We start from the raw sequence: 26,728 nt of genomic DNA, 5'->3' as shown, positions 1-26,728 counted from the left end.
GTCGGCACCGAAACCGGCACCCTACGATCCTCAACCAAAGCTCGTGAGATAGGCATGCCTCACGCGATGATCGGGGCCGAGCCCATAGACGACGGCATGTCGGTCGAGGCAGGTGCAGGGATGCGAAATGCCGAACGCGATGACGTCGCCGACAGCAACCGTGCTTTGCGCGCCTACCCGTATGAACGCGTGCTGGTCATTGAGCCGCAGCACCTCGCATCCCTCCAGATCGGCCAGGCACTGCCCGTCGCGATAAAGCGCAAGCGGTCGCGGCAGACCTTGATCGTTGGCGACATCGCGCAAACCCATGGCGCAGATGGCAAGTCCAGTTTCCGGGCAAGACAAAACTTCCGCCCAGATCCTGAGCGCTGGAACGAAGGCCGCAGCGGCGGACTGCACCAGGCCGTGCCGGACATAGCCGCCGCGGGCATCAAGAGCGGCAAGCCCGCGCTCATAGATCCCGTGATCGTGGAAGAAGATGGCGCCGCTGCGCAAAATCAGGCGGCAGCCCGGATCGGCCGCCACCGCATCGGAGAGCCCGGCAACCACCATGTCAAAAAAAACGGAGCCCCCCGCAGTGAGGATCAGGGGGCGCGCGTCGGCGAGGCGCCTCCGCAGCAGGACCAGAAATTCGGACGTCATTTGCAGAAGCCCGCGGATGCGCTCCGCCGTTTCCCGGGCGTCGCTGGTTGCCGCTGCACCTTCATAGGCAGCAATGCCTGTCAGACGGAGCTTTGGCGTTTCCGAAGCAAGAACGAGATCCAGGATATCCAATCCGGCCTGCACCGTTCGCGCGCCTGCCCGGCCGGCACCGAATTCGATAAGAAAGCCGAGCGGTGGCAGGTCGTCGCGTTCGCTCCAGGCCTGGCGAAGAGCTTCCACTAACTCACGCGAGTCGACGAAGATGTGAACTTCCGCGTCCGGGAACCCGGCCAGCAGCGCAGACAGCCGACGCGCGGCCGCAACCCCGCCGATTTCATTGGCAAGAATGATCCGTCTCTGGCCCGCATTCAAGAACACGCTCAATTGGCGGATGTCGGCAACCGTTGTTCCCCATGCGCCGGCCGAAAGCAGCAACTCTGCCAGTGCCGGCGCCATTGGCGTCTTGGCATGCGGAGCAATCTCGACACCATGGTCCTTCACAAAGCCCATCATCGCCTCGACGTTGCCGGCGAAGGCCGCTTCATCCAGCGACATCAGCGGCAGTCCCATAAGACCGTCGTAAGGCTTCCAGTTCTGTGAGCCGATCGCCGCAAGCGGCAACGGTGGGTGTCCCGGCGGAAAGCCACGGACACGGTCGTCGAGGAGAGGAGTGGACGTGGTGCTGAGGGTGGCGTCAGACATGGTTTTCTCCCATCGCAGGCGTTTCGACCTCGTCAAGACCGAGCCGGTAGGTGTTGTTGGCAGTGGTGAAGAACAGCGATGTTTGCTCATCCAGCGACAGCGGTTCAACGGCGCGGCGGAACACCTCGTAGACCTCGTCGAATGTGGCGTGAAGGCCGGCAACCGGAAAATCGCTGGCGAACATGCAGTGGGCAGCGCCGAAGCTTTCAAGGCAGTGCTCGATGACCGGCCTCAGGCTTTCGAAGCTCCAGCCGTGGTCATAGGCGACCAGATCGGAAATCTTCAGGCGGATATTGGGCTCTTCCCCGAGAGACGAGAGGCCGTCTCTCCAAAGAGCCATCCCCTCCTCTGTCCGATCCGCCGGACTGCCCCCGTGGTTCAGGACGAAAAGCGTCTCCGGAAAGCTGCGAACCAGATCGCAGGCCTCATGCATCTGCCAAGGATAGAGCATCAGGTCGAAGACCAGGCCGAGACCGGACAGATGCGAAAGCCCCAGACGCCACTGCGGATCACTCATCCGCCCGGCATGCGGCGCAAAGCTTTTGGTGGCATCCGGATGCCAGCTGACGATGTCGCGTATCCCGACAACGCGCGGATTGGTCGCTTCGGCCTCGATCTTGATCCTCGCTTCGGGATCGTCCAGCCGGACACGGGCCACATAGCGCTCCGCAATGCCGCCTGTGTGGTCGAGTTTGTCGAGCCACGCGCTCTCCTCCAGCGGATGACTGTCCGACCAGCCTGCCTCCACATGAACGGTGGCCACGATATTCTGCCGCGCGGCATCCCTGGCATAGTCCGTGACGCCGTAGTCCCGCAGCAGGGGCGACATCTGGCCGAACACAATCTCGCTTGATGCACCAAACTTCTTTTCCAGCCAGGGATGGCGCTTGAGGCCGAGATCCCAGAGATGATGATGCGGGTCGATCACCGGTCCGTCATAGCGCGTCATCGGCGTGCCTCCCTGCCCGAGATCAGCAGCAGGCCAAGAATGAGGGACCCGAACATGATCGAACGCCAGCCGGGCGAGGCGTTGACGACCGTGATCAGTGCCGTCGTGGTGACCAGAAGGAGGGCGCCGGGAATGGTCCCCGCATAGGTACCGCGCCCGCCGAGGATTGAGGTGCCGCCGAGCACGACCGCCGCAATCGAAGTGAGCAGATAAGGATCGCCGATCCCCACATAGCCCTGCCGGTTCATGCCGAGCAGAAGAATGCCGGCAAGCCCAGCAAAGAAGCCGGAGAGCGAGTAGAGGATGAGCGTATTGCGCGTTAGGCTGACGCCCGACAGGCGGGCGGCGAGCGGGTTGGCACCGAGAGCGAGGAAGCGTGCACCGATCGGCATGCGATGGATGAGCATCAGCACGACAGCCGAGACGACGACCCACAGAACCACACCTGCAGGGACCCCGAGAGGTCTTGTCTGGCCGAGTAGGATGACGGCCGGGTTCTGGACGGTTACCGCGCTGCCGCCCGCAACAAGGACGAGAACGCCTTGCAGAAATGTCGCCATGGCCAGTGTCATGATGATCGGCGGTACCCTGAGAACCGCAGCGCCGAGCCCGTTGAGAAAACCGATGCCGATTGCGATGGCGAGTGCCAGGACGACGCCGACCAGTCCCGTCGGATCCCAGGCCGGCGACAGAAGCGGCAGCAGGATGGCAGTGACGGTGATCACCGCGCCCACGGACAGGTCGATGCCGCCCATGAGGATCACCAGCGTCTGGCCGGCAGCAGCGATGCCGATGACAGATGCAAGCTCCAAAAGGTAGCGCAGATGCCCAAAGGCACCGAAACCGCGCAGCGTGAGACCGGCAACTAGCCAAACGAGCGCAACGAGTAGGAACGTCAGAAGTGGCGGATTGCGAAGTATGGTCTTCAAGAGGCTCATCGGTTGGTCCTCCAGCGTCCTAGTAACTCAGGTACGGCCACGGCTCCGACGATGATGAGCCCTTGCGCGACATATTGCGCGACCGGAGGGAAACCGAGAAAGAACATGACGTTGATCATGACTGACAGCAGCAGGCTGCCGCAGACCGCCCCCCGCATCGTTCCCTTGCCGCCGAGAAAGCCGACACCGCCGAGAACCGCCGCCGCGATAGAGTTCAGGGTAAACGGTGTGCCAATTATGGGATCGCCCGAACCCGTCTGAGCCGCCACGAATAGCCCGGCAAGCGCGGCAAGAAGACCCGACAGCGCGAAGGAGACGATCTTTACGCGATCGATCGGCACGCCGGACCGATACGCGCCAACCGGATTATCCCCCGCGGCATAGATGCCGAGCCCGAGGGGGGTGGCGAGGAAGATTTTCCAGAGGCCGAGGATAAGCACCAGCAGCAGGAATGCCATCGGCGTATGGCCCGCCAGCAATGTGGAGAGCCATTCCGGCACGAAGCCGCCCGGACGCGGCAACATGATAAGAGCGACGCCGGAAATAATGAAGGAGCCAGCCAGCGTGACGATGATCGCCGGAAGGCGCAGAAGTGCAACGATTGCGCCTGTTGCCGCCCCGATGCAAAGACCGGCAGCGGCGACCGCGAGAAATCCACCAAACGTGCCGAGGGGTCCGCCCATGGTCGTTGCGGCAATGACAGCGCCCAGACTGACCATCGGACCAATGGCAAGGGTAATGCCGCCGTTCAGCATCAGCAGCGCTTGCGCCATGGCAACCAGTGCTAGCGGAAACCAGTTCTGCGTGAATTTTGAAAACCCGCCGACCGACAGGATACCGGGAAAAAGCACGGCATAGAGGATCAGAAAGGCGGTAACGACGATGTACAGGCCGAGAAGGCCACGATTTCGCCGGCGTTGCACGGCGCGGTAAAGGCTCGATGAGGTTGCAAGGGTCATTGGGCAACCTCTTCTCTAACGATGCGTGTCTCGCCATCGGCCTCGATCCCCATCGCGGCGCCGACGATCGCTTCCTCCGTGATCGCGTCCCCGCGCAACTCCAAAACGACCCGGCCTTCCCGCAGCACGAGCACCCGGTCGCAGAGATGAACGAGTTCCGGCGTATCCGAGCTTGCAAGAATGACAAGACGGCCCTCGCCTGTAAAACGCCGCAACATCTTGTAGATTTCCCGCTTGGTCTCGATGTCGACGCCGCGCGTGGGATCATTGAGAAGCAGGACGCCAGGATCCAGCGGAAGCCATTTCGCCAGAGCGACCTTTTGCTGGTTTCCACCAGAAAGCGCCTGGACAGGTCGCGCCACGTCACCCTTGATCATGAGCTGGCGGGCAAGATCGCCGATCATGTCGGCCTCAGCGCCCCGGCTGCGCAGACCCCGGCGCGCCAGCTTGGCGAGCGACGGCAGGATGATGTTCGAGGCGATCGAATGCGTCAGCACAAGACCTTCATGCTTCCGGTCGGCCGGCACATAGACAATGCCCGCGGCATTGGCGGCGGCAACATTGTTCGGAAGCCCGGATTGACCATCGATCTTCGTCTCAATGGATCTCGCTGGAATGGCGCCATAAAGGCCGAGAAGAAGATCCTCCTGCCCCTGCCCGACCAGCCCTCCTATACCGAGGACTTCTCCGGCGTGCCCGAGAACATCGGCGTCGCGCACAATGCCGGCGGAAAAGCCCTTCGTGCGGAGGCGAAGAGGGCCCGGCACGATGTCTGGACGAGGCGGAAAGAGTGCGCCGGTTTCGCGACCAACCATCAGCCTGACAAGGCCTTCCCCGTCGATGCCATCGAGCGACCGGTCGGCCGTGATGCCGCCGTCCTTCAGAACTGTGACATGCGAGCAAAGCGCGCGGACTTCGTTCAGCCGATGGGAGATGTAGAGGACGGCCACACCACGGTCCCGCAGCGTAAAGATGACGTCAGCAAGAACGCTGGCCTCATGGGCAGAAAGGGATGATGTCGGCTCGTCCAGGATGAGGACGCGTGGCTTGGCAAAGAGTGCCTTGGCTATCTCGACCATCTGGCGACGCCCGAGTGACAGGCTCGACACTGGCGTATCGAGCGGCTCTGTGACCCCGACCAGTTCGCAGACATCCCGCGCTCCACGCGCAAGCGCGCGGTAGTCGATCAGGCCGAACCGCTTCGGATAGGCACCCAGCCCGATGTTCTCGGCAATCGACAACTGGCTGGCAAGGCTTAGCTCCTGCTGCACGACACCGATCCCGGCCGCCCGCGCCATGGACGGCGACAGCCGGGCCACGGCTTTCCCGTCGATGGCGATCGTGCCCTCGTCCGGCGTCAGGGCGCCGGACAGAAGATTGATCAGGGTGGATTTGCCGGCTCCGTTTTCGCCGAGCAGGGCATGCACCCTGCCCGGCTGAAGGGCGATATCGATGCCCTTCAGCACCGGGTTGCCGAAAAACCCCTTGAAAACCCCGCGCGCCTCCAGGATCGGCCGAACCTCTGTCACGTCGAATACCTCACTGGGCGAGGAGTTTATCGAACAATGCCTTGTCATAGTCCGAGTAGATATATCCATCGGCCGGGAAGTTTTCGGCGCGCGCAAGGTAACTCTCAACGGAACTGTCGTCGATGACCGGCAGCGGAACCTTGATGAAGGCTGGAACGGTTTTTCCTTCCAGAGCCTGCACCGCCGTATAGACCGAAAATGCACCCAGCCAGTTCGGCTGCATTGTCGCCCATCCCTTCAGGCCCTTCTCCTTCCAAAGTTCAAGGAACTGGCGGGCATTCTCACCCGTGATCGGTACTTGGTCACGCCCCTGACGATCAAACGCCAAAACGGAACCGGCCGAAAGCGCGCCACCGAGGGACAGCACCCCGTCGATCTCCTGATTGGCGAAGAGCAGGCTGGTCATGGCTTCCTGGGCAGGCGCGACGTTGTACTCCGAGTTCGTTTCAGTGATGACTTCGATGTCCTTGTTGGCATCCAGAACCGGCTGCGCACCCTTGCGGCGATCGTCTGAAACCGAAATGCCGGCCGGACCATTCATGACGATGATCTTGCCCTTGCCGCCCAGTTGGCCGACCAGCCACTTTGCTGCGGCCCCGCCCCATTCGGCGGAGTCGGTGTTGATCTTCGCAGTCACCTTGTCCGTGTTGACGAGACTGTCGAAGTTGACGATGGCGATACCCTTGTCGCAGGCATCCGAGATGACGCGGTCCAGTGCGTTGGAAGAACCGGCGATGACGACGATGGCATCAACATTGGCATCGATCATCGACTGGATATGCTGGATCTGGGTTTGCGCATTACCCTGGGCGTCGGTGATCATCAGGTCCTTGACGAGGCCGGCCTTCTTGAGTTCGTCGACTTCGGCTGTGATGGTACCCTCGGTCTGCTTCATCCAGGTCGGCACCGAATAGATATTGGCCCAGCCGATCGTGTAAGGCGCCTTGCGGTCACCCTTGATGCATCCCGATGCAGCGGATGCACCACTTGCAGTAGTCGCAACCATGATTGCGGCAGTCGCTGCTGCGGCAAGAAGACGGCGCATGGAGGCGCAGATTGGCGTCGTGACGGTGATCATGTCGTTCCCCTTTTTTTGAAGGCGGCAAGGTTGTGAACAAGGCTCTGCGTCGCCGCTTGATGACAACGTTACCATCAGCGATAGTGGAGTCAATGACAACGTTATCATTCGCGCAAGAATCCTATTGCATGTGCTGGGCACCGGAGAGCATCCAAGGCTGGCCTCCCCCAAGATCTGGCGGTTGCCTGGCACCAAAGCGCGGATTAAACATCATCCGGAACAAAAGATTGGAGACCAATGGCTATCGAGCGCAAGGAAGACGAGACGACCTTCGTATACGACGAGGTCGTACGCATCACCGGCGCCGGTGGATCAAAGCCAGTCCTGTTTGACGGCCGAGAAAAGGGAAAGCTGGCGCGGGTCGCTATTGGTGACGTCGCGCGCCTGGCGGAGGTTGCGCCGATCACGGTCTCCAGGGCGTTGCGAAATCCGGAAAAGGTCAGCGCGGACAAGCGCCAGCGTATTCAGCGTGCCGTCGAGCAAACCGGCTACAGCGTCAATCCGCACGCGAGCGCGTTGAAAAGCGGCCGGTCAAATGTCGTGCTGGCGTTCGCATCCAACCTAATGAGTGAACAGTTTTCCTCTGCATTAAAAGCCTGCGCTGCCGTGCTGGAAGACGCCGGCTATCTTTTTCTTGTGGGTCAGACCTCCTATTCCTATGAGCGCGAAACCGCCGCCATCCGCTCCCTGCACGCGATGAAGCCTGCCGCCGTCATGTTCACGGGTGTCATAGAGCTGGAAACCAATCGGGAGCTCCTGCGCGGACTTGGCATACCCATCATGGAAACCTGGGCTTTGCCGCGCGACCCCATCGACATGCTGGTCGGGTTTTCCAACACGGAGGCTGGACGACGTGCTGCAGAAATGTTGCACCGGAAGGGTTACCGCTCGGTCTCCTACATCGGCCGGCGCAGTGGGCGCGGTGCCTTGCGCCTGCAGGGCTTTCGCAGGGAATGTGAGGCGCTCGGATTAACGTTTGTCGGCGAACATCTCATCGACGATGTCAATGGAGTTTCGGACGGACGACGCCTGCTTGCCGCTGCATTGTCCCAGCCGGTCAAGCCGGAGGCGCTCTTCTGCAGCAATGACGTGCTGGCGCTCGGATGCCTGATGGAAGCCCGCCGCCTGAACATACGCATACCCGACGATCTCGGCATCCTCGGTTTTGGCGAAAGCGACATCGCCGCCGAGATCCCACCCGGCCTGACGACGATAGGAATCGACAGCGCACTGCTTGGTCGCGAAGCGGGTGAAATGCTGATCGCAAGCCTGTCTGGAACGCCGCCCGCTCTTAAATTGAAGTGTCTTGAACTGATCGAAAGCGAACGGGGCAGCATCTAGTAGATGATAACGGTCTCGGTCAGCAGGATAGGCTTAACCTTCATGCTGACATCGCTCACGACCGTTCCATTGTTGACGTACAACTATCTGTGGCAATTAACTCCACCCACTTAAGTGAATCAGAGGTCTTGAAGGGATCTGAACCATCTACCCGGTTATTGGATAGGGCTAACGGGCTGAAGTTCGACAGCGACAAACGACGGTTTGTTTTACGGTGAACGACGGATATGGGGCCGAAAGGGGACTGTCCGGTTCTGCGCCAAGGAGGGGATAGCTGTCGTTCGCGCAAGGACGGTTATTGATCAGTAATTAGTCGTTCCACGGTCTCAACGTTAACGTCTGTTACCGACTGAAACAGCTATCTACTGGCGAGAAGGAGCGTGACGGATCCGACGGCACCTCCACCGAGTATGAGACACCACACAGCAACTCCCGCCGAACCGGACGGGGACATTTCAGGTGGGCCATGGATGCGCTCGTCGTATTCCTGGTAGCAGTCGTGGGCTGGGTCCACCTGACTATCGGGGAAGGCAGCGACTCGGCTCCCTCCGACGCGCAGCAGATCGCTGACGATCCGGCCAGAGTTCTGGAAGGATAACGCACTGCGTTCAAAAAGCGGTGTCGGCAAATTCTGGCCCCATGTCGCGCTTAGCAAGAACCACATTGGGAGCGGTAATTATTTCCGTTTTGAACAGGCACCGAAAGTGGACTGGTTTAGCATCCATAGACCTTCCGCAACAGCGAGCCGCTTCTTTCGCATGTGCCAACGACGGGCCTGATCGCGCGGAGAGTTTTTAAAACCCTAGAAATATGGTGCAGTAGGCCAGGCCTTTAGCGCAAGAACTATAGTCATAGCTGTGAGCTATTAGTTCATTGCCGATAGATGCAATTTCCTCAGGAGTCATTCACAGGTTAAACACGCCGTCACTTTGAACGACTATAGCGTCAACGCCGTGGTGTCGCTTGAAAGCAACGCCTTGAGGATACCCTTCTGCGTGTGGTCGCTGTGCTCGACCATCGCCGCTCGGGCAAGATCCGGGTCGCGCAGACGCAGGACATCGACAATACGTCGATGATCCGCACTGGTTTCCGGATTGACGTCTCGGCTGACGGCGCCGAGGTAAAAGAGACGCGTGCACTCGTCGAGATGTGCGGCAACCAGCGCCAACAGCCGGGAATTGTTCGCTCCCTCGGCGATCGCCAGATGGAAATCGCGGTTGGCCTTGACGAAGGACTGTACGCTCTCGCCCTGTTGCGGGTCGTAGCGAGCCTCCGCCAGAGCTTCGAGCCGATCGAGATCTTTAGCTGATAGATTTAGAGCGGCCGTGGCGGCGGCGGTGCCCTCTGTCATCGCGCGGATGGCAAAGAGATCGCTAATGTCCTTTACCGTCACCGGCGTTACCCGGTAGCCCCGTCGCGGAAACGCTTCGATCAGACCTTCCGCCACCAAGCGACCGAGCGCTTCCCGTACCGGCGTCTTGCTCATGGAAAGCTGTTCTGCCAGCTCGAGCTCGGAAAACTCGGCTCCGGGCCTCAAGGCGCCGGAGAGCACGCGCGCACGTAGAGAAACATAAGCGGTTTCCGTCAGGGAAATTTTCTTCTGCCGGGCCGGCGAGGTATCACTTTCGACGCTGAGGCTCTGCAAGACAGCTTCTCTCCAAGCTCGTGGGATCCATTGGACCCGCTCGCGGATCATGAGGCTTCATGCCCCTTTCTGTCTTCCTCCACTTTTTCTGACTTCGCAAGACGGCAAACCTTTGACATGAAATATTTCGTAATATATCACAATGCATATCACAGTTTGACGGCTTGGGAGAGCCGCCCTTGGGAGGAACCGTGGCACAGATCCTGGTGATCAATCCGAACAGTTCGAAGGCCGTCACACGCTCGATGGAGGCGTGCCTGAAGCCGTTTGAAGGCAATGGCCACGAAATCCGCTGCACTGAGCTCGAGGGCGCGCCTGTTGGTATCGAGACGGATGCCCATGTCGCCGAAGTCGTGCCGATGCTGATCGAAGCTGTGCGTGCGGCAAAGGCAGACGCCATTGTGATCGCTTGCTTCTCGGATCCCGGAATTTCGGCCGTACGCGCCACCACGAATGTCCCGGTCATCGGCATCGCCGAAGCAGCCTATCTGACAGCACTCGGACTAAGTCGGGGTTTCGGAATCGTTTCGATGGGACCCTCCTCGATCGACCGCCACCGACGCTACCTTGAAGCCCTGCGACTTGACGGTCGGCTTGCAGGCGATCGTTCGATCGACATGACGGTTGCAGAACTCGTCGCCCAAGACGCGGTCGTTCCTGTCACGCGGATCGCCTCCGTGCTTCGCGATGAAGACGGTGCCGAAGCGGTCATCCTCGGCTGTGCCGGTCTTGGGACCTACAGGGAGGCTTTGCAGGCGGAACTGGGCTTGCCCGTCATCGACCCGGTTCAAGCCGGCGTCGCGCTTGCCTGCATGCAGGCTGAACTCGGCTACCGCAGGAGAACGCTGTGAGCATTGATCTCGTCATTCGCGGGCGTATCGTTACACCTCAGATGACCATACCCAATGGTTGGGTCGCGATCTCTGGCTCGCTCATCCACGCGACCGGTGAGGGCGAAGCCCCTGCCGCAGCCACCGTCCACGACGCAGGAGATGCCTTTGTCCTGCCGGGCATCGTCGACGGCCAGACCCATGCGGGCAGCTATCTCGGCCTCCCGGGGATCGAGCCGACGACACGGTCTGCCATTGCCGGCGGGGTCACGACCATCGTCGACATGCCCTACGACAACCCGACACCTCTGAGCGCCAGGGAGCACCTCGACGCCAAGGTCGCAGCGGTCGAACACTTCGCCCATTGCGATGTGGCGCTCTACGGCACAGTCATGCCGGGGCAATCCCTCGACGAGGTGCGATCGCTCGCCGATGGTGGCGTCGTCGCCTTCAAGATCTCCGCCTTCGAAAGCAGCCCCACCCGCTTTCCGAGGATCGATGCGGCTCTCGCCCTCGATCTGCTGGAAGCGCTTTCGGCGACCGACCTGCCGCTTGGCCTGCACAACGAAGACCAGGAAATCGTGCGGTCACGGGTTTCGCGCGCAAGGGATGAGGGCCGAAACGGCATCACCGCTCATTCGCCGAGCCGGCCCGAAGTCGCAGAACTGGCATCGACCGTGCATTTCCTCGAACTCGCCGCCAGTGCTGGCGGCCATGCGCATATCGTCCATATCAGCACGCCGCGCGGCTTCAAGCTGGTGGATGACTATGCGCGAGAGGGCTTCAGGGCGACCGGCGAGCTTTGCGTCCACTATCTCTGGTTCGATCCCGAACGCGACGGCGAAGAGCTCGGTGCGCGGATGAAGGTAAATCCACCCATTCGTCCCGGCCAGATCGACGGGCTCTGGCAGGAACTGGTCGAGGGCCGGATTGCCTTTGTCAGCTCCGATCATTCCAGCTGGCCGATCGACAACAAGTTTACCGAAAGCATCTTTGATGCCGGAGCGGGAGTTCCTGGGATGGAGACCCTGCTGCCTGCCTTCTACACGGTCGCAAAACAGCGCGGCGTCGAAGCGGCGCATTTCTGCGCCGAATATCTCGCAGAACGCCCTGCCCGCTTCTTCGGCCTTTATCCTCGCAAGGGGGCTCTCGTCCCGGGTGCCGATGCCGACATCACGATCCTCGCCGAGGGTGACGATGTCTGGGACGCGAGCCGTGCCCAGGATGGCCTCAACTGGAGCCCTTACGACGGACGGCGTTTCGCCGCCCGGGTTGCCGCGACCTTTCATGCGGGCAAGCTCGCCTATGACGGCCATTCGGTCCTCAACACACCCGGCAGCGGACGCTATCTGTGCCGCGGCGAAAGCACATGGTTTTCGAAGGAACTCGCAACATGACTGAGGCAGCCACCCGGCCCGATCACGGCATCGTCGAGAAGGCGATCACATTCTTCTACTATGTCGATCTGCCCAGAGCGTTCGACTTCTACACAGAGGTCATGGGCTTTCCGCTCGAGATCGATCAGGGCTGGTCAAAGATCCTGAGAATTGCAGAGCATGCCTATGTCGGTCTTGTCGACGAGACCCGCGGCATGCATCGCGCCAATCCAATCAAGCCCGTGCAGCTTTGCATCCGCGTGCCGGATGTCGATGCCTGGCACCGCTATCTCTCGAGCCAGGACGCGATCGGGTTGACAGAACCAAAGGACAGCGCCTCCTTGGGAATTCGAGCCTTCGTGCTGGAAGACCCGGAAGGCTACCAGATCGAGGTGCAATCCGCACTTCGGTGAAAACGCGCATGCAAACGTGTCGGCATACCAAAAAAGGGGAACGAAAATGCTGAATCTTCGCATGAAATCCGGACGTATCGCGGCGCTTGCCGCATTCGTCCTCGTGAGCTCGACGGCCCTTACCGGCTTGGCCCAGGCCAAGGAACTGACCGTCGGGCTGACGTCGGACGCGGTAAACCTCGACCCCCAGGCGGGCGAGGAACTGTCCAGCAACATCCTGTTCTACCACATCTACGATCCCCTGGTCCGCCGCAATGCCGACCTTTCATTCGGACCCGGCCTTGCGGAGAGCTGGGAGCTCAAGGATGACACGACCTGGGTCTTCAAGCTGCGCCAGGGCGTCAAGTTCCACAATAGCGAGGACTTCAAGGCGTCGGACGTTGTCTTCACGCTCGACCGTCTGAAGAAGTCGCTGATGGCCAATCTTGGCGCCAACATCGCTTCCTTCACAGCGGTCGACGACTACACGGTCGAGATCAAGACACCCAAGCCCTACGCAGTCCTGCCGAACGATCTGGCAGCCGTCCTGATCCTCAGCGAGAAGTATGCGAAGGAAGTGGGCGACGAGCAGCTGGACCTGAAGCCTATCGGCACCGGCCCCTACAAGCTGGTCGAATGGATCAAGGAAGATCACATTACGCTCGCCGCCAACACTGAGTATTTCGCCGGCGCACCGAAGATCGAAGAGGTCACGTTCCGACCAATCACCAATGGCGCCACCCGTACAGCAGCTTTGCTGACCGGTGAAGTCGATGTCATCCAGGATCTCAACGTCCGCGACGTTGCCCGCGTCAAGGCTGACGACCGCTACAAAGTCATGACCAGGCCGAGCCTGCTCAATGTCGTTGTGTCGATCGACCAACGTGAGAAGAGTCCCACCATCGCGCTCGACAAGAACCCGATGATGGATCGTCGTATCCGTGAAGCCATGGTCCGCGCAATCGACGTCAATGCGATCAACAAGATCATCATGAACGGCCTGTCGACACCCTCAGAGCAATATGTCCCCGCTTCCCATACGGGCTATGTCGATGGCGCAAGCTTCCGCAACATGTATCCCTTCGATCTTCAGAAAGCGGGCGCGCTCATGGCTGAGGCCGGCTATGCAGATGGCTTCACGGTGACCCTTGACACCACCAACAACCGCTATGTCAACGATCAGCAGATCGCCCAGGCGCTTGCCTCGATGCTCGGCAAGATCAAAGTCGATCTCAAGCTCAACCTCATGCCGAAGTCCAACTTTTTCGGCTACATCCGGGTCCCGAGCGACAAGTCGAGCATGATCATGAGCGGCTGGGACGTTCCCTCCGGTGACGGTGGCTCGATGTACAGCGTGATGTTCTACTCGCGCGACAAGAAAGAAGGCTATGGCCAAGTCAACCGCGGATCCTATTCCAATCCGAAGGTGGACGAGCTGATCGACAAGGCCGATGCGTCCTCTAAGCTCGAAGAGCGCGACGGGTACCTGCAGGAAGTTACCAAGATCCTGATGGAAGATATCCCAATGATCCCGATCCACTACGAGCAGGATCTTTATGCCGCAAAGACCAATGTCGAGATGACACCGCGTGCGGACAAGTTCCTCTGGGCCTACGAGATCGACGTCAAGGAATAAGCCCCAACCCGAACGAACGCGGGACTGTCGACCTTGAGGAAGACAGTCCCGAATTTCTCACTTCTTCATGACGGGACACTGCCTTGCTGGGTTACACGATCAAGCGGCTCCTGCAGATGGTGCTGGTACTCTTTTGCGTATCGGTCATCGTCTTCCTGATGATGAGCTTTACCGGCGATCCCGTCTTCATGGTGATCCCGATCGATTCCACCACCGCCGAGATCGAACAGGCCCGCCGCCTTCTAGGTCTCGACCAGTCCCTGCTGAGCCAATACTTCATCTTCCTCGGCAACATGCTGCAGGGCGACTTCGGGCGCTCCTATGTGTTCCGCCAGCCGGCCATGGACCTCATCCTGGAGCGCCTGCCGGCAACTATCGAAATGGTCCTGGTGGCGATCATGCTGGCAACCGTGATCGCCGTGCCGCTCGGTGTCTATGCAGGCGCCAATCCGAACAAGCCGGTGTCTCGCGGCATCATGGCAGGCTCGCTGCTTGGCATTTCCCTACCCGGCTTCTGGGTGGGCATGATGCTGATCTTCTTCTTCTCCGTCCGCTACCAGTTTCTGCCCTCGTCTGGACGCGGCGATACGGTCGAAATCCTCGGCATGCGCATATCCATCTTCACCGCGGACGGCTGGTCGCACATCATCCTCCCGTCCGTCACACTGGCGCTTGCCACCCTCGCGATCATGCTACGCATGACCCGTGCGGGCATGATGGAGGTAATGCGGCAGGACTATATGCGGTTCGCCCGCGCGAAAGGCGCCTCCCGCCAAAACATCCTGTTCAGGCACGGGCTGAAGAACGCCCTCATTCCGGTCGTCACGATCTTCGGCCTCCAGCTCGGTGACCTCATCGCATTTGCAACGATCACCGAAACCATCTTCGCATGGCCAGGCACAGGCAAGCTGCTGATCGACTCGATCTACCGCGGCGATCGCCCCGTCATCGTCGTCTACCTGATGCTGACAGCCTTCATCTTCGTTGCCATCAATTTCATCGTCGACATCGTCTACACGCTGATCGACCCGCGCATTACCGTGAAGTGAGGATCGCATGACCGGGTTCTTCTCTTCGGAATTCTTCTTTCACTACCGCCGAAATCTACCGGCGGTCTTCGGGAGCGCACTGCTCGCCTTCTTCGCCCTGCTTGCGACCCTCGGACCACTTCTCGTTTCCCAAGACCCCTACGACGTTTCACAGCTGGAACTGATGGACAGCTTCAAGCCCCCGGTATGGCTGGAGGGTGGCGATAGCAGATATCTGCTCGGGACAGATGGACAGGGCCGCGACGTGCTCGCATCCATCGTATACGGCGCGCGGATCTCCGCCTTCATCGGCCTGGCCGCCATGATCTTCTCCTGCGTGATCGGGACGGCACTCGGCCTGATCTCCGGCTACTATGGCGGCATCGTCGACAGCATTATCATGCGCATCGCTGATATCCAGCTGTCGTTTCCCTCCATGCTGATTGCGCTCTTCCTAATGTCGGCCTTCGGGACCGGCATCGGCATGGTTCTGATCGCGCTCACCGCTGTCGGCTGGGTGGTTTACGCCCGCACCGTTCGCGGATCGACATTGAGCGAGATCCAGAAGGAATACATCCAGGCGGCCAAGGTGGCGGGCCTTGGAAACGGCGAGATCATCCTGCGCCACGTGCTGCCGAACGTCATGACGCCGCTCATCGTGGTTGCCACGATCCAGGTCGGCACCTTCATTCTGATCGAAGCTTCGCTGAGTTTCCTTGGTGTCGGCGTTCCGATCACCGAGCCTTCGCTAGGCCTGCTCGTCAAGGAGGGGTTCGATGTCCTTTTCTCGGGCATCTGGTGGACCTCTGCCTTTCCCGGGCTGTTCATCATGTTCCTCGTCTTCGGCATCAACCTGTTCGGCGATTTCCTGCGAGACGAACTCAATCCACGCCTGAGATGACGAAGGAGACGGTGACCATGGGTGAAGCACTTCTCGAAGTCCGGGATCTGAGAACGCATTTCCATACATTCGGCGGCGTGGTGAAAGCCGTGGACGGCGTCAGCTTCGACGTACGCCCGGGCGAGGTGGTCGGGCTCGTCGGTGAGTCCGGCGGCGGCAAATCCGTGATTGGCTTTTCCATTCTCGGCCTGATCGACCCGCCCGGACGGATCGAAGCCGGCAATATCCTCTTTGCCGGCGAAGACCTGACGCGCAAGAGCGAGGACCAGATGCGTGCGGTGCGCGGCGGCGAGATCGCCATGGTGTTCCAAGACCCCATGACGTCGCTCAACCCAGTCTACACGGTCGGACGCCAGATGGACGAAATGCTGCGCTTGCATACGGATCTCGATCAGAAAGCGCGACGTGCGCGCTGCATCGAGATGCTCGAGGATGTCGGCATCTCGGAGGCCGCCAGCCGCCTCTACGCCTACCCGCACCAGTTTTCTGGGGGTATGCGCCAGCGCGTTGTCATCGCCATTGCGCTGCTGGCTGGTTCCCGGCTGATCATAGCGGACGAACCCACCACGGCTCTTGATGTCACGGTCCAGGCCCAGATCTTGAAGCTCATGCGTCGCCAGATCGTCGAGCGCGGAGCGGCCATGATCCTCGTGACGCACGATCTCGCGGTTGTCTCCGAAATGGCGGACCGGGTCGTCGTGCTTTATTGCGGCAAGGTCGTGGAACGGGGGCTTACGAGCGAGATCATCCAGTCGCCTGCCCATCCCTATACGCGCGGTCTCTTGGACAGTATTCCGAAGATCACCGATCGCCGGAAACGCCTCAGCCAGATCCCCGGCACCGTGCCGGACATTCGCACCCTCGGGCATGGGTGCAGTTTCAGGGACCGGTGTTTCAGAGCCCAGGCCATTTGCTCGGCAGAAACGCCGACGCTCACCCCCGTACGCGGATCGCTCGATGCGGCATGCCACTTTCCCCTGGAGGAGACGGCGTTATGACAACCCCCGTGCTTGAAGTCCGAGGCCTGGTCAAAGCCTTTCCCGTGGGAGGCCTTTTCGATCGGCTACAGTTTGGAAAGGGAAAGCTTCTCGCTCCCCAGAAGCAATTGCGGGCGGTCAACGGTGTCGACCTCTCAATTGCGCCCGGCGAGGTGATGGCCCTGGTGGGCGAATCCGGCTGCGGCAAGTCGACCGTGGCAAAGACAATTGCACGGATCTACGAGCCGACATCAGGCGAGATCCGGATCGACGGCGAAGACATTTCCCGTATGCAATTTCGCGAAATGCGTCCGATCCGCCGCAAGCTGCAGATGATCTTCCAGGATCCTTATGCCTCTCTCGACCCGCGGCAGCGGGTCAGGGACATCGTGATGGAGCCAAGACGCGCTCAGGCCGAGGGCAAACTCAGCCGACGCGAACTCCATGACGAGGCCATTGCACTTCTGGCAAAGGTTGGCCTCAATTCCGAACAGGCCGGCCGCTACCCGCATCAGTTTTCGGGAGGTCAGCGGCAGCGGATCGGCATCGCACGCGCATTGTCGGTCCGGCCAAAGATCATCATTGCCGACGAGCCCGTCTCGGCGCTCGACGTCTCGATCCAGGCACAGATCCTCAATCTGATGATGGATCTGCGCGACGAGTTCGGCCTCTCCTATCTGTTCGTCTCGCACGACCTCTCGGTGGTGCACCACATCGCCGACCGGATCGGTGTCATGTATCTCGGCTTCATGGTGGAGACGGCCAGCCGCGACCAATTGTTCAGCCAGCCGAAACATCCCTACACACAGGTTCTGCTTTCGGCCGCGCCGACCATCGACAAGTCGCTGGCAAAACCGAAGATCGAAATCGTCGGCGAAGTGCCAAGCGCACTGCGCCTGCCCTCCGGCTGCTGCTTCAGGACGCGCTGCCCCATGGCCTTCGATAGATGCGCGATAGAGCGTCCGGTTCTGACACCCCAGCCGGATGGCAGCGCCGTGGCATGCCACCTCCATGATCGGAATGATGCCGAAAGGAAAAGCCAGTGAGTTCGCCTGTCGTAATTGTCCAACCGCGCCTCGCCCTCGAAGATCCGCATGACTGCACCGATGCGAATGACACGCTGGCTGTCTTCGACGCCCTGTTCGACGGGCTAGTGCGCTATGGCAAGGATGGTGGCTACGTGCCAGCACTGGCAAGCTCCTGGGATGTCACACCGGACGCGCGACACTGGACATTCAGCCTGAGGGAAGGCTTGAACTTTCACGATGGCAGCCCCTGCGATGCGGCGGCCGTCTGCCAATCCCTGACGCGCATGGCCCGTGCTGACAAAGGCTACACGTTGGGGGCGCCCGGGGTGTGGCACCAGTATCTCGGCGACGCGGAGATTGAGGCGGTCGATCCCATGACAGTCGCGATCCGCCTGTCGAAGCCAATCGCCGATCTCCTTGACATCGTGGTTTACGGCTACGTGGTCGCTCCCTCAGCATTGGACCGCTACGAGGCGGGAGACACGTCAAAGCCGGTCGGTACAGGCCCGTATCACCTGATTTCCTACGAACCAGGCCATGCCCTACACCTCCAACGTTTCGAGGGCTGGCATGGCGAGCGACCAGCCAATGCTGAACTGACATTCCGCCTGGAACCGAACCGCGACACGCGGCTGGAGATGCTGATCTCCGGCCAAGCCCAGGTGGCAAACAGCCTCGACTACGAAGCCTCCAAGTCGCTCGAGGACACAGGCCAGCATACGCGGGTCACATCGCTCGTGCCCGTCGCCATCATCTATCTCTTCAATGCCTTCAAGGGGCCGCTCACCGACAGCCGCGTTCGCCGCGCGCTCAATCTGGCGATCGACCGCCAGGCCCTGATCGATCGAGTGGTCGCAGGTGCCGCAAAGCCACTGACCGGCTTCGTCAGCCCGGTTCATTTCGGCAGCCTGCCGTCAGAGTATCTGCGCCCTGATCAGGATCTGGCGAAAACGCTCCTTGCCGAGGCCGGATTTGCCGAAGGCATGACCATCGATGTCGATTGCCCGACACGCCTTCCCGATGAAGCCGAGGCACTAACGGCCGCTCTTGCCGAGCAGCTTGCCGCAATTGGGGTGACGCTGAACGTTCACCTCCACTCGGACCGCGAAGCCTATGCGCATGGCGTCCGCCTGAAGCAGGTGCGCGACATGTGCGTCTTCGATTCCAGCCCCTTGAGCACCTTCCGCATCCTCGCCGAGAAGATCGATCACAGAGCCCAAGGCTCCTGGTGGCTGGGCTTTCACAATGCCGAGGCCGAAGACTTGCTCGACGCGGGGCGTGCAACTGTTGATCCGAGTGAACGTGCGGAGATCTTCGAGAAGGCCTGCCGCGCGCTGCAAGTGGATCCCCCATGGCTCTATCTCTACAATCCGCTGAGGGTGACAGGCCTGTCTGGCTCATGGCCAAACTGGCGCATGCGCCAGGATTGCGTGCTCGACGTGACGCGGCTCCCTGACTTCCAGTCCGGGAAATCAGCATCATGAGGCGCGTCGACCTGATCATCAGCGGCGGCACGGTCCTGACCATGGACGGCAATCGCCGCGTGCTCGACAAGGGTGCGGTCGCGGTTCTTAACGATCGCATCGTCGCGGTCGGGCATGCGGACGAGATTGCCAGAGAATACCAAGCCGAGCGCCATATCGACGCCCAAGGCAAGGTGGTGATGCCCGGCATGATCGACGTCCATGCCCATGCCGGCCACGGTCTGATCAAGACCATGGGCATGGAGAAAGGCAATCACTGGGAAGAGATTTGCAACGCTGCCTATACTGTCGGTTCGACACCGGAATTCTGGTTTGCGGAGGGGCGGCTTGCAGCCCTTGAGCGGCTGCGCTTCGGCGTCACCACCGGCGTTTCGCTTCTCGGTGGCGGCGACACGATCATGCGGACGGATGACGTCGCCTATGGGAGCGCCCATTGCGAGGGCGTCGCGGCAGTCGGCACGCGCTCGGTAGTAGCCGTCGGACCGACACGCCCCCCGCATCCGCGAACCTATGCATCCTGGCAGGACGGCGCGGCATCAGAACGACCGGTGAGCTTCAAGGAGCAGTTTGCCGTCAGCCGCAAACTCATTGACCTGTGGCACGGGCGCGGACGATTGAAGATCGCTTTGCTCACCCCCGTCCTGCGTGACGAGCACCAGCGCGACATGTCGGCTGCAGACTATGAAGCCGCCGTCGCCCAGACTAAGGCCGTGCGGGCACTCGCGCGCGAGGCGGGCCTGGTGTTCACGCAGGATGGTCACTGGAAGGGCTCCGTCTCCCGCGCCGAAAAGCTCAGCATCCTCGGACCGGATGCGTTGTTGTCTCATGCCATCGACATCACACCTGAAGAAATCCGCATCATCGCCGATACCGGCACCCGCATTGCCCATAACCCCAGCGCCATCGCCTCCATCCTTGGCCGTTGCCCGGCGATCGAATTGATCGAGGCCGGCGCTGTGGTCGCCATCGGCTCTGATGCAACCGCGCCGGACCGATCGGCGGACATGTTCCGGCATATGCAGCAATGCATGCATTATCACCGCACGCATTTTCGCGATCCCTCGGTCCTGCCTCCCGGCAAGGCGCTCGAAATGGTGACAATCGATGCGGCGATCGCCCTGGGGCTCGACCGGGACCTTGGCTCCCTCGAGGTCGGCAAGAAGGCCGACATCGTGGTGGTCGACATGAAGCGCCCTCACCTCGCGCCCTACCAGATGCCGATCTTCCGCCTGGCCTATTTCGCCAATGGCAATGACGTCGACACCGTCGTGATCGACGGGCAGATCCTGCTCGAAGGTGGCCGCCCGCTGCTGACTGACCTCGATGAGGTCGTCGCAGAAGCCGATAGGCAAGCCCGGTTGCTGATCGAGCGCATGGGCCTCGAAAACATGATCGGCCAGCCTGAAGGCTTTTTTGGCCATGCACGATATCCGAAACATCAAGGAGACAGCCAATGATGAGGCTGAATGAAGAGGCAAGAGGCGTCTACGCCATAGCCCTCACCCCCTTCACGGAGACGGGTGACCTCGACCTGGACAGCACGGACCGCATGGTCGATTTCTACCTTGAACGCGGCGCGACGGGGCTGACCGTGCTTGGAATGATGGGCGAAGCGCAGAAGCTCACCATCGAGGAATCGCAGACCTATGTCCGACGTATCCTTCGCAGGGTCGACGGCCGCGTGCCGGTTGTGGCAGGTGTCTCTGCTGCGGGCTTTGCCCAGATGCAGGCTCTGACTTCGATGGTCATGGATGATGGTGCGGCCGGCGTGATGATTGCTCCGCCCTCGTCCCTGCGTAACGATCAGCAGATCGTCACCTACTACAAGCAGGCGGCAGAGTTCATCGGCGATACGCCTTTCGTGCTGCAGGATTTCCCGCTCGTCACGAGCGTCACCATCCCCGTCTCCGTCATCCAGACGATCATCGATCAGATCCCGACCTGCGTCTGCCTCAAACACGAGGACTGGCCCGGTCTTTCCAAGATTACCGCACTAAGGACCGCCTCGGAGACGTCCGGCAAGAGGCGCATATCAATCCTGTGCGGCAATGGTGGCGTCTTCCTGCCCGAGGAGATGGCGCGCGGGGCAGACGGCGCCATGACAGGCTTCGCCTATCCGGAGATGATGCGTGACGTCGTCCTCCACCATGAGCGCGGCGATGCCGAGCGCGCCCAGGATATCTTCGACGCCTATCTCCCCCTCGCCCGTTACGAACAGCAACCCGGCCTTGGCCTTTCCATCCGGAAATACATCATGGCGAAACGTGGCGCGATCGCGACGCCGACACTGCGCAAGCCGGGAGGAGCCCTTTCTCCGGCCGATGTCAGCGAGATCGAGCGCCTCGTCGCGCGGCAGGACAGAAGACTGAAGGAGCTCGGCTGATGGAACTCGGGTTGAAAAACAAAACCGCTCTCGTGATAGGTGCAAGCCGCGGACTGGGTGCCGCGATCGCCCGCGGGCTCGCCGAAGAGGGTGTGACAGTCCATGCCGCCGCCCGCAACACCTCGGCCATCTCGGAGTGGGCTTCCAAGCTCGCACCGACGTCAGGTACCGTGATCCCGCTCCAGCTCGATCTCTCCGACATCGACAGCGTGAATGAGACAATTGCCTCTCTTGTTGCGGCAGGGGGTGTCGACATCCTCGTCAACAATTCTGGCGGCCCTCCGCCAGCTGCAGCCCTTGATGCAAAACGGACGGACTGGCTCAATCATTTCGAGACGATGGCCGCCAACATCTTCCATCTGACCACCGGTCTTTTGCCCGGTATGCGACAAAGACGCTGGGGGCGGATCATATCGGTCGCGTCCTCAGGGGTGGAGCAGCCGATCGCCAGGCTGGCGCTGTCCAATGGTATTCGCTCGGCCCTGATTGGCTGGTCGAAGACGCTTGCTGCGGAAGTGGCCGCAGACGGCGTTACCGTGAACGTCCTCCTTCCGGGGCGCATTCACACACAAAGGGTAGACGAACTCGATGCAGCCGCAGCCACTCACTCAAGCAAGAGTGTCAAGGAGATTGCCGCCGTATCCGCAGCCGGCATTCCGGCTGGACGCTACGGACGACCGGAGGAATTCGCCGCCGTTGCCGTTTTCCTCGCCTCCGAGCCCGCCTCATACGTGACGGGAAGCAAGATCAGAGTGGATGGCGGGGCCATCAGATCCGTCTGAAGCCGGATTAAGCAAAACGGACGGACATCAAATGGTCCGTCCGAAACTCCCTCGCCCCGAGCACGACATGCCATCGGATATGCAAGGCTTCGGCAGATGAATGGATCAGGCAGTCAGAGGATCCGCCATCTCCACATTGTGAAAGGTTTTGTGCGCTGGCCCGTGATGTTGGGATCAATAGAGGCAGTACGCATTCCAAGTAGTGCGCGGTCCTGCGGTGCTCATCAAGCGGCCCTGCGGACTTGAATACCTCGTAAATCACAAAGCTGTGGGGGCGCACAAGCGGATAGCCTTGGGTTGTGGGGCTACGGAAGGACCCGCCCGATCTCCGGCAGACTGGCGTGCCGCGCAAGTCCTAAAACGGCAGCGTCCTTCAGCTCCGGAAGGGTTTCAAAGCCTTTGCTACTTTCAATGCTCGAAGATCTATGCGCGTACATTTGTCCAAAACGATTTGACAGGAAGGCGCCAAGTCTGATCTCTTCCTGCCGGACAAACCCAGACGCCGGCAGCTGACCTTCAGCCAGCAAATCGAGCACCGCTGAAATACCTGCAGCGGTGGTGATCTGGATGGCGCTCATCCTGTGGCCTGCCACCGTCCCAGCATAGATTTTGTTGGCATAGGTCTCCTGAAGATATCGCCCGTCCCTCCAGCCGCAAACGGTAACGAAGATCACGACGACATCCTGATTGGTCGCTGGTAGAGCGTTCTCGAAAAGGTCCTTCAGCACGTCACGGCGGTTGCGCAAATTGAAATCGTTGAGAAGAGCCTTCACGATCGCCTGATGGCCCGGGTAGCGGATGGTGCGATAGTTCATTGTACGCACCTTGCCCTCTAGGGTCTTTGCCAAGGTCCCAAGACCACCAGAGGTATTAAACGCTTCGTAGGTCACTCCGTCGAGCGAAAACTCCTCCCGCTCCTCCATTGCTGGAACCGAGATTAAGCGCCCCTCAACTACAGCCTCGCAGGGCTCGATGTACTCGTTGATCAGTCCGTCCGTGCTCCAGGTGAGATTGTAGTTTAGAGCGTTTGAGGGATACTGCGGCAATGCGCCTACACGCATGCGCACGCTGTCGAGCGTATCAAACCGGCCTGCAAGATCGGCCGCGACGATAGAGATGAAGCCGGGTGCAAGACCACATTGAGGAATCAGTGCTGACTTTGCTTGCTCAGCGAGGCTTTCTACCCTGCGGGTGGTTGTCACGTCTTCCGTCAGATCGAGATAGTGAGTACCTGCGTCAACTGCAGCTTTTGCCACGAGACCGGTTAAATGGAAAGGTGCAGCAGACAAAACTGCAAATTTGCCCGTGAGAAGAGATACGAGACTGGTGTGATCTTTGATATCAACGAGGGACGTTGTGATCCCGCCAAGTGAATTGAAGCCTACGAGTTGAGCATCATTCGCATCGGTTAATGTGACTTGATAATCCTTCGTGGCTGCCAACATGCGAGCAACCGCACCGCCAATTTTTCCCGCGCCGACAATAACAATCTGCTTCATTTGAAACCCATGCCTCCGAATTCGCTGTCAGACAGACACTCTTATGAGGCACCTCCGATTCATAGCGGCAAAATCAACGAAATACGGTATCAATTTGTGCAAATCGACTGGAGGATCTGTACGGAATGCAAGTGACTGCGAAAGATCGCGAGCTTCTTGGCCTGCTCGCTGAAAATGCCCGAATGGCTGTGGCAACACTGGCAAGGCGGCTGGGGCTATCGCGCACCACCGTGCAAGCCCGTTTGGACAGGCTGGAAAGAGAAGGCGTCATTGCAGGCTATAGCGTGCGGCTTTCAGACGAGTATCTTTCAGGGCTGATCCGCGCCCATGTGCTGATCACCATTGCCCCAAAAGCACTTGCTGCCGTTACTGTAGAACTTGAAGCGATACAGGAAGTTCGATCACTGCATTCGGTGAATGGGCTCTACGATCTGATTGCCGTTATCGCCTCGCCGTCCATCGCCCATCTGGACCGGCTGATTGACCTTATTGGGGAACTGCCTGGCGTGGAGCGCACGCTTTCCTCCATCATCCTCTCCGACCGGATTGTACGTTGAAGATGTGGCGTGCAGAGAACGCTACGACCCTTGCCTGACTTCTAAACCGCGCCGGGTTCGCCGGAGGCTCCAACTTCTGAGAAAGTCGAGCGATCATGAGCAAGACAACTAACAAGTTTTCACCTGAAGTCCGTCAACATGCCATTCGTATGGTGCTGGATCGCGAAGCCGAGCACCTTCGCGGTGCTTCGGTCTTCTAAAGGCCTTTCGTCGGTGATGAGGAAGGCGTGCTCGAGATCATCGAGCGCGCCAAGGCGGCGGGCTATGCCTACATATGCGCCACCTATTCGCCGATCCGGCAATGGCGGGAACGAATGATGGAAGACCGGTTCTCGCTTCGTTACGAGGTCTCGCCCTCGAACTTCGGTACTGGCAAGTCGGATCCCGCAGCGACGCTGGAATTGCTGCAGCGCGAATTTCGTTTAATGCTCGGTCATCTCGAGTGTTCGTCGGTCGACGAACTTTCGACCACTGTACTTGAAGAGCAGCCGCACAATTTGATGTTCCGAGCCTCCGATTAGCTGTTGTATCGCCTTGAACCAATTCGAACCAACGACCCGGTCGAGAGCTGGTCGTTATCCGCTAAGGTGTATGGTCTAGTTGGCTTCACGTCGGAATCGTACTCAAGAAGCTCTGCGATCATGTTGCCAGCGAAAGGCAGCTCTAGTCCAATGTCCTCTTGGAGATCTCGGTGGCTCATCCATGAGTGCGATCGACTAGAGCCATAATGACCATCCCCGATGCTACGCCGGCTGCGAACAGGCTCAGTCCAAGAGTAACACTCCTGGCTGACAGTCGCCTCGGCTTGGAGACACCTGTATGGGCTTCATTTACAGCTGAGGCCTCAAGCTTGTTGTCTTCCTGTATCTGCTCTCGGGATGGTCGGGGCTCCCGGGCAGCCGGTTGCGTGACTTCCGAGGCCGGGACGTTGGCGACCGTCACCTGCCGAATATTTTCTTCATCGTATTTCACGGTGAATCCTACGGCGCCATCTGACTTCAACTTCGTGAGAACTTTCCGAGCTGCTTCGACTTCATCCGCGCCTTCCATGAGCGACGTCTGGGTGACGAGGTAATATGGCATGCGGGACTGCCTCCTATTCGCGCGATTGCAGTGTGATCGAGCAGAACGACTTGCGCCGTCAAGGGCACCGCAGCCTTGCTACCCCTGCTCCTCTTCCGAAATCGACAAGCAGGCAATGAGCGAGCCGCCGCCGACCGAGCTGCGGCGCGTTGCGCGCTGATCAGCAATGAAACGCGCGCGAGGCGGAAGGTGACCCTTTGCAAAGCCAAGTTCGACCCCAATATCAGCACGGCGTCCAAGACCTCGTCACATTTTGCAGCGTTACCACTCCCCTCATCGCAGCCACAGATCCAGATACGTCAAGTTAGACAATCATTGCCAGCGCGGGCGACTAAAGGCCGCCGTCACCAGGCCGTCATAAAAGTGGACATCGCGCTGGAAACTATCGCGAAAAGTCGGCATCTAGGGGAATGAAGTCTGTCAAGAACGCGTCCAAGCAATCACCTTTCAAGCCGCAAACTCTGCTGCAGCAGTTAGCCCAGATGCCGGACAAGCTGTTCAATGGCAAGTTCAGGCAGCAATATGCAGCACTCTGCTATCGGCACGCGTCTGACCGCGAAGGCATAGAGATACTCGTCATCACCTCGCGCGACAGCGGTCGCTGGGTCATTCCTAAGGGCTGGCCTATGAAAAAAAGAAACCCCATGAGGCCGCGGAGATTGAGGCATGGCAGGAAGCGGGCGTACGTGGCCGGGTCAAGAAAAAGCCGATTGGTAGTTACACATACTTGAAATGGCTCGCCAACGGCGACGTTGCGCCGTGCGTGGTTGAAGTTTACGAAATCGAGGTGGAGGAAGCTGCATCTGACTACAAGGAGCGTGGTCAGCGCGCGCTGGAATGGGTTTCTCCCGACGAAGCTGCTCGGCGAGTTCGAGAAGTGGAGCTGAAATCCTTGCTCGTCGATTTCAAGCCGCGGCGTAAATCTGCGACATCCACTGCAAAGTAAGTGGTCATCCGCTGGACGAAGACTACGCCGTGATCGGATGCGA

24 protein-coding genes and 1 pseudogene are annotated in these 26,728 nt (G+C 59.9%); 16 read left to right on the top strand and 9 right to left on the bottom strand.

Annotated features, from left to right (window positions below):
- Positions 1-30 precede the first annotated feature (30 nt).
- The 6 genes from AC0JZ8_RS01510 to AC0JZ8_RS01485 are packed head-to-tail and all read right to left on the bottom strand — an operon-like array spanning position 31 to position 6,797.
- Positions 31-1,344, bottom strand: a complete 1,314-nt coding sequence (locus AC0JZ8_RS01510) for an alanine racemase (RefSeq protein ID WP_471891453.1) — start codon at positions 1,342-1,344, stop codon at positions 31-33.
- A complete protein-coding gene (locus AC0JZ8_RS01505; protein ID WP_471891452.1) occupies positions 1,337-2,293 on the bottom strand; it encodes an amidohydrolase family protein in 957 nt (318 codons plus the stop codon). Before AC0JZ8_RS01505 ends, AC0JZ8_RS01510 begins: the two co-directional genes overlap by 8 nt.
- Complete coding sequence (locus AC0JZ8_RS01500; RefSeq protein ID WP_062458168.1) at positions 2,290-3,231, bottom strand: ABC transporter permease; 942 nt, start codon at positions 3,229-3,231, stop codon at positions 2,290-2,292. The genes AC0JZ8_RS01505 and AC0JZ8_RS01500 overlap by 4 nt, the downstream gene beginning before the upstream one ends.
- A complete protein-coding gene (locus tag AC0JZ8_RS01495) occupies positions 3,228-4,190 on the bottom strand; it encodes an ABC transporter permease (protein WP_062458171.1) in 963 nt (320 codons plus the stop codon). The genes AC0JZ8_RS01500 and AC0JZ8_RS01495 overlap by 4 nt, the downstream gene beginning before the upstream one ends.
- Positions 4,187-5,719, bottom strand: coding sequence for a sugar ABC transporter ATP-binding protein (locus AC0JZ8_RS01490; RefSeq protein ID WP_062458172.1), 1,533 nt, complete (start codon positions 5,717-5,719; stop codon positions 4,187-4,189). Before AC0JZ8_RS01490 ends, AC0JZ8_RS01495 begins: the two co-directional genes overlap by 4 nt.
- A 10-nt stretch (positions 5,720-5,729) precedes the next feature.
- Positions 5,730-6,797, bottom strand: coding sequence for an ABC transporter substrate-binding protein (locus AC0JZ8_RS01485; protein ID WP_062458175.1), 1,068 nt, complete (start codon positions 6,795-6,797; stop codon positions 5,730-5,732).
- 237 nt (positions 6,798-7,034) lie between these two features.
- Between AC0JZ8_RS01485 and AC0JZ8_RS01480 the strand changes: the two genes are divergently transcribed.
- On the top strand, positions 7,035-8,138 hold the full coding sequence (locus tag AC0JZ8_RS01480; protein WP_471891451.1) for a LacI family DNA-binding transcriptional regulator: 1,104 nt from the start codon (positions 7,035-7,037) through the stop codon (positions 8,136-8,138).
- A 937-nt stretch (positions 8,139-9,075) separates the two neighbouring features.
- Here the strand turns inward: AC0JZ8_RS01480 and AC0JZ8_RS01475 are convergent.
- Positions 9,076-9,783: a GntR family transcriptional regulator gene (locus AC0JZ8_RS01475; protein WP_113165930.1), complete on the bottom strand. Its 708-nt coding sequence runs from the start codon at positions 9,781-9,783 to the stop codon at positions 9,076-9,078.
- A gap of 191 nt (positions 9,784-9,974) precedes the next feature.
- Here AC0JZ8_RS01475 and AC0JZ8_RS01470 point away from each other — a divergent pair, with 191 nt between their 5' ends.
- The 12 genes from AC0JZ8_RS01470 (at position 9,975) to AC0JZ8_RS01415 (ending at position 22,600) form a co-directional block, all read left to right on the top strand.
- Positions 9,975-10,634 carry an aspartate/glutamate racemase family protein gene (locus tag AC0JZ8_RS01470; RefSeq protein WP_113165931.1) on the top strand — a complete coding sequence of 220 codons (660 nt, stop codon included), beginning with the start codon at positions 9,975-9,977 and terminating at the stop codon, positions 10,632-10,634.
- Positions 10,631-12,010, top strand: a complete 1,380-nt coding sequence (locus AC0JZ8_RS01465; RefSeq protein WP_113165932.1) for an amidohydrolase family protein — start codon at positions 10,631-10,633, stop codon at positions 12,008-12,010. Before AC0JZ8_RS01470 ends, AC0JZ8_RS01465 begins: the two co-directional genes overlap by 4 nt.
- Positions 12,007-12,402 carry a VOC family protein gene (locus tag AC0JZ8_RS01460; RefSeq protein WP_113110327.1) on the top strand — a complete coding sequence of 132 codons (396 nt, stop codon included), beginning with the start codon at positions 12,007-12,009 and terminating at the stop codon, positions 12,400-12,402. Before AC0JZ8_RS01465 ends, AC0JZ8_RS01460 begins: the two co-directional genes overlap by 4 nt.
- A gap of 46 nt (positions 12,403-12,448) precedes the next feature.
- Positions 12,449-14,017 carry an ABC transporter substrate-binding protein gene (locus AC0JZ8_RS01455; protein ID WP_113165933.1) on the top strand — a complete coding sequence of 523 codons (1,569 nt, stop codon included), beginning with the start codon at positions 12,449-12,451 and terminating at the stop codon, positions 14,015-14,017.
- Between the two features lie 83 nt (positions 14,018-14,100).
- Positions 14,101-15,066 carry an ABC transporter permease gene (locus AC0JZ8_RS01450; RefSeq protein WP_113110325.1) on the top strand — a complete coding sequence of 322 codons (966 nt, stop codon included), beginning with the start codon at positions 14,101-14,103 and terminating at the stop codon, positions 15,064-15,066.
- Between the two features lie 7 nt (positions 15,067-15,073).
- Positions 15,074-15,946, top strand: a complete 873-nt coding sequence (locus tag AC0JZ8_RS01445; protein WP_113165934.1) for an ABC transporter permease — start codon at positions 15,074-15,076, stop codon at positions 15,944-15,946.
- A 17-nt stretch (positions 15,947-15,963) separates the two neighbouring features.
- Positions 15,964-16,944: an ABC transporter ATP-binding protein gene (locus AC0JZ8_RS01440; RefSeq protein WP_113165971.1), complete on the top strand. Its 981-nt coding sequence runs from the start codon at positions 15,964-15,966 to the stop codon at positions 16,942-16,944.
- Positions 16,941-17,969 (top strand): ABC transporter ATP-binding protein, encoded by a 1,029-nt coding sequence (locus tag AC0JZ8_RS01435; protein ID WP_113165935.1) that lies wholly within the window; start codon positions 16,941-16,943, stop codon positions 17,967-17,969. Before AC0JZ8_RS01440 ends, AC0JZ8_RS01435 begins: the two co-directional genes overlap by 4 nt.
- Entirely contained in the window at positions 17,966-19,435 is a 1,470-nt protein-coding gene (locus tag AC0JZ8_RS01430) for an ABC transporter substrate-binding protein (RefSeq protein WP_471891450.1), read from the top strand. The genes AC0JZ8_RS01435 and AC0JZ8_RS01430 overlap by 4 nt, the downstream gene beginning before the upstream one ends.
- Entirely contained in the window at positions 19,432-20,892 is a 1,461-nt protein-coding gene (locus AC0JZ8_RS01425; protein WP_471891449.1) for an amidohydrolase family protein, read from the top strand. The genes AC0JZ8_RS01430 and AC0JZ8_RS01425 overlap by 4 nt, the downstream gene beginning before the upstream one ends.
- Complete coding sequence (locus AC0JZ8_RS01420) at positions 20,889-21,818, top strand: dihydrodipicolinate synthase family protein (protein ID WP_113165938.1); 930 nt, start codon at positions 20,889-20,891, stop codon at positions 21,816-21,818. The genes AC0JZ8_RS01425 and AC0JZ8_RS01420 overlap by 4 nt, the downstream gene beginning before the upstream one ends.
- On the top strand, positions 21,818-22,600 hold the full coding sequence (locus AC0JZ8_RS01415; RefSeq protein ID WP_113165939.1) for an SDR family oxidoreductase: 783 nt from the start codon (positions 21,818-21,820) through the stop codon (positions 22,598-22,600). The genes AC0JZ8_RS01420 and AC0JZ8_RS01415 overlap by 1 nt, the downstream gene beginning before the upstream one ends.
- A gap of 305 nt (positions 22,601-22,905) precedes the next feature.
- On the opposite strand, the gene AC0JZ8_RS01410 is transcribed toward AC0JZ8_RS01415, so the two are convergent.
- A complete protein-coding gene (locus tag AC0JZ8_RS01410; protein ID WP_113165940.1) occupies positions 22,906-24,099 on the bottom strand; it encodes a saccharopine dehydrogenase family protein in 1,194 nt (397 codons plus the stop codon).
- A gap of 125 nt (positions 24,100-24,224) precedes the next feature.
- Here AC0JZ8_RS01410 and AC0JZ8_RS01405 point away from each other — a divergent pair, with 125 nt between their 5' ends.
- On the top strand, positions 24,225-24,656 hold the full coding sequence (locus AC0JZ8_RS01405; RefSeq protein ID WP_113165941.1) for an Lrp/AsnC family transcriptional regulator: 432 nt from the start codon (positions 24,225-24,227) through the stop codon (positions 24,654-24,656).
- Between the two features lie 227 nt (positions 24,657-24,883).
- Positions 24,884-25,177, top strand: coding sequence for a hypothetical protein (locus AC0JZ8_RS01400; protein ID WP_471891448.1), 294 nt, complete (start codon positions 24,884-24,886; stop codon positions 25,175-25,177).
- Between the two features lie 175 nt (positions 25,178-25,352).
- Here the strand turns inward: AC0JZ8_RS01400 and AC0JZ8_RS01395 are convergent, their stop codons facing one another.
- Positions 25,353-25,739: a hypothetical protein gene (locus AC0JZ8_RS01395; RefSeq protein ID WP_471891447.1), complete on the bottom strand. Its 387-nt coding sequence runs from the start codon at positions 25,737-25,739 to the stop codon at positions 25,353-25,355.
- A gap of 410 nt (positions 25,740-26,149) precedes the next feature.
- On the opposite strand from AC0JZ8_RS01395, the pseudogene AC0JZ8_RS01390 reads away from it, so the two are divergent.
- Positions 26,150-26,685: pseudogene (locus AC0JZ8_RS01390) on the top strand (NUDIX hydrolase).
- Positions 26,686-26,728 lie beyond the last annotated feature (43 nt).

It is taken from the genome of Velazquezella soli, assembly GCF_977018685.1.
The sequence above is the reverse complement of the archived record's forward strand: the minus strand, read 5'-3'. Positions and strand labels throughout refer to the sequence as shown.